Source organism: Pyrobaculum sp., from assembly GCF_049971835.1.
Classification (GTDB): domain Archaea; phylum Thermoproteota; class Thermoprotei; order Thermoproteales; family Thermoproteaceae; genus Pyrobaculum.
Genome location: NZ_JBMFKV010000207.1, coordinates 1 through 2,970, shown reverse-complemented (window position 1 = coordinate 2,970; position 2,970 = coordinate 1). Strand labels below are relative to the sequence as shown.

Below are 2,970 nucleotides of genomic sequence, written 5' to 3'. Positions count from 1 at the left end.
CGCGCCAAGACGTTTGGAGCACTCAGCGTTGTGGACCGGAACGCGTCGGCTCGCCACGCGCCGAGGGGCGTCTGCGAGTCCCCAGCCCCCGCCGCCTTCTCCACGCCGCTACATATCTTTATATACGGGGGAGTTTTCTGGAAGTTTCAGCGGAATCTATGGATACGCGAGGTTTAAAACAGTGCCCTCAATTTACAGATATTATCGATATATAGACTCTAGTTGGCCAAAACTTCTATCTATATATTTTTCCTTTTGACTGTTTTAAAGAGGATTGTTTAATAGTTTTTGTTTTTGTAGAGGGGAGCTGGTATCTACGTCGAGCGAAAGGTTTAAATGGGGTCTAGGGGGTCTCTGCGTGGTGGTGGTCCTTAGGCCTGGGCTCCCGCCCTTCGCCCTGCTCCACTATAGAGACTTCGACGTGGTGTGTTCGGAGCTGGGCGGGGTCTGCGAGCACGTGGAGAAGGCCTCGGGCATCAAACCCCTCTACCTGTTCTACGCCAGGCCGCAGATAGGCCACTTCTACCTCCAAGACGTCACGTTCGAGGGGCCCTTTAAGGCGCTCTGGGAGGCCTACGCCCGAGGCGAGGTGCCTCCAACCTTCGAGCACTGGGATAAGAAAGGCCCCTGCCCGGGGCTGGGGGAGAGGTGCCCAGCCTCCCCCAGCGTCTTCCTCATGCCGTCTAAAAAAGCATATACATACCTCAGAGAGTGCACTTCTCTCACCAAGAGGGCGAGGGAGGCCGGGGTTAAGCTCTGGGACTACACCGTCCGCAAGAGGGTTAGGCCGCCTGTCTTCGTATTTCCGTGGGAGCTTGTGAGAGAGGTCTTCTCCGTGAGGCCTATACACTACCAAGACGCGGCGAACTGCGGCCTGCACCCCCTGGCCTCCATGCTGTACTGGGCCGAGACCGGAGGCATAAAGTCCGTCGAGGCTCTGCTAGGCCGCGGCGGCGGCGCCGCGCTGAGGCGCTTTACAAAGATTTCCACAAATGACGGCATGCCGACATTTTCGAAAATCTTTGTAAAGGGATGAGGTGTCTAAAGCAGTGGCGGGTTAGAGACGTTGAGGTGTGTCTGTTAGAGGGGGTATATAAACCTGACGCCTCTGTCTACAGTCTGCTTTCTGAAGAGGCTGGGGAGGAGGAGGCGGCTGAGGCGGTGAGGCAGTGGCTGGAGGCGGCTGGGGTGGGCAACGAGCTGAACGTAGTCATTACAGACGGCGCCGTGGCGTACGCCGCCTGGGTGCGGGGCGCCGCCGGCACACTCGTGTACAACACGCCCAGGGCCAAGGAGCTGGCGCTCAGCTTTATATACTATTTGGAAAACACCGGCAGAGAACGTTTAGTAAACATCGACACAGCCGCCAAGCTCGAATCTGAACTCAGCTACAGAATCACCCCGGCGGGCATAGAGGAGAAGATAGCAAAGCTGAGGCAGGCGGCTTACCACATGGAGGCGGCCGGGCTAGAGCAACTTCAAGCCGAGGCCCGGGGCGGAGAGGACCTGGCGTCTTCTGCAGAGGCTGGCGGGCTTGCGGCAGAGGTGGAGGCTCTGTGTCGGATCCTCAGGGAGAATCCGGATAAAGTTCCTCTAGTCAGGTCGTTTCTAGACAGGCTTCTGCGCGACGAGGAGTTCCCCAGGAGGATTGGGCTTTTGGCATGACCTGCGGCGCCGCTAGGTGGGCCCCCGCCTACGCCGAGGTGCTTGAGGTTATGAAGAGGGTGTGGGAGGGGGAGTGCCAGAAGCCTGCCTTCGCCAGGAGGTTCCCGAGGCTGTGCGCCGCCGCCATGGTGGCGGCTCTGGGGGAGTGCGGCCGGGTGGTGAGGAGGAACTTCTGGATAAAAATCGAGCCGAGGGTCGCGGCGCGGGCGGTGGTGAGGGAGGCGGCGAGGCTCGCCGGGAGGGGGAGGGCGGTGTCCGTGAGGGCCCTCGTGGTTAGAGCCGTGAAGACGTTTCTAGAGGAGGTGAGGCGCGAATTGTAATATACTGGTGTTTCCCGCGTGGTGTGTCCTGCGCCACTTTTGAATACCTCTTTAAGATGTGCCGGAGGTGTAGGAGGGCGGGGAGGGGCAACGTCATGTGCGCCGCCGCCTGTATCAACATAGAGGCCTTCGCGCTTAGGAGCGGGGAGGTGGAGGTCACGCGGGAGGTTTTGTCTAAACTCGCCGGTTTTGACATCAGCGAGGAGGTGTTCGACGCGGTGGCCCAGGACCTCAGAGGGAGGAGGGTGCTGGTCACGGCGCTTGCGGCGCAGGCCGCCTCGGTGTTCTGCAGAGAGCTGGCCAAGATCTTGGCCGGGCTGAGCTAACCGGCCCACCGGCTGGGTTAAGTTAATCCCCCCGCCCCCGGCCTCTGCCATGGAGGCGCTTGTGGGTAGGATCTGCGGGGAGGCCTACAGGCTTGTAGACGCCGCGGCTGGGTACTACGCGGCGTGTTCAAGAATTATGTGGAGGGGCCCCGTGTGCAGGGCGTTGCAGGTTTTTGAAGCTGTGTGGCGCGTGGGGGGCGGGGAGGTTGTTTTCAGCGCGGAGAGGCTGGGCCTCGGGGAGAGGCACGTGCCGTTTTTAATAAGACTACAGCAGAGGCTGGGGCCGGCGGCCGACTGGGAGGACGCCGTGGTGGAGGCTCTTCTGCTGGTGGACGAGGCGGCTAGGAGGCAGATGGCGAGGTTGTTGAGATGATGTGGGAGGAGGTTAGGGAGGTGCTGTGCCGCCGCTTGAAGGAGCGCTACAGCTTCCTCCAGCGGTATGTGGAGGAGTGCGGCGGAGGCGCCGCGCGGGTGGAGTGCTACTACCTCGAAGCCGCCTTGAAGACGAGGCAAGACCGCTTCTACAGCTCCTTCGCAGAGTGGCTTAGAGACGTGGGGGCGCCCCCCGAGGCGGCTCCCTACTTGAAGAAGCTGTGGAGGAGGGGGGTGGCCAAGGCTGTGAAGAGACTGATGGCCGAGGTATACGGCGGCTGGCTCAT

The 2,970-nt window shown here is 60.9% G+C and carries 6 protein-coding genes; all 6 read left to right on the top strand.

Annotated elements, in window-relative coordinates; translation table 11 throughout:
- Positions 1 to 358: 358 nt before the first annotated feature.
- Complete coding sequence (locus ACP5J3_RS12440; RefSeq protein WP_428495978.1) at positions 359 to 1,036, top strand: hypothetical protein; 678 nt, start codon at positions 359 to 361, stop codon at positions 1,034 to 1,036.
- Positions 1,033 to 1,665, top strand: a complete 633-nt coding sequence (locus ACP5J3_RS12435) for a hypothetical protein (RefSeq protein ID WP_428495977.1) — start codon at positions 1,033 to 1,035, stop codon at positions 1,663 to 1,665. The genes ACP5J3_RS12440 and ACP5J3_RS12435 overlap by 4 nt, the downstream gene beginning before the upstream one ends.
- On the top strand, positions 1,662 to 1,985 hold the full coding sequence (locus ACP5J3_RS12430) for a hypothetical protein (protein ID WP_263246067.1): 324 nt from the start codon (positions 1,662 to 1,664) through the stop codon (positions 1,983 to 1,985). The genes ACP5J3_RS12435 and ACP5J3_RS12430 overlap by 4 nt, the downstream gene beginning before the upstream one ends.
- A 23-nt stretch (positions 1,986 to 2,008) precedes the next feature.
- Positions 2,009 to 2,311 carry a hypothetical protein gene (locus tag ACP5J3_RS12425; protein ID WP_263246068.1) on the top strand — a complete coding sequence of 101 codons (303 nt, stop codon included), beginning with the start codon at positions 2,009 to 2,011 and terminating at the stop codon, positions 2,309 to 2,311.
- 49 nt (positions 2,312 to 2,360) lie between these two features.
- On the top strand, positions 2,361 to 2,684 hold the full coding sequence (locus tag ACP5J3_RS12420) for a hypothetical protein (protein ID WP_263246070.1): 324 nt from the start codon (positions 2,361 to 2,363) through the stop codon (positions 2,682 to 2,684).
- Positions 2,681 to 2,970, top strand: a 290-nt coding sequence (locus ACP5J3_RS12415; protein ID WP_428495976.1) for a hypothetical protein, incomplete at its 3' end; no start/stop codon positions are given. The genes ACP5J3_RS12420 and ACP5J3_RS12415, both read left to right, overlap by 4 nt.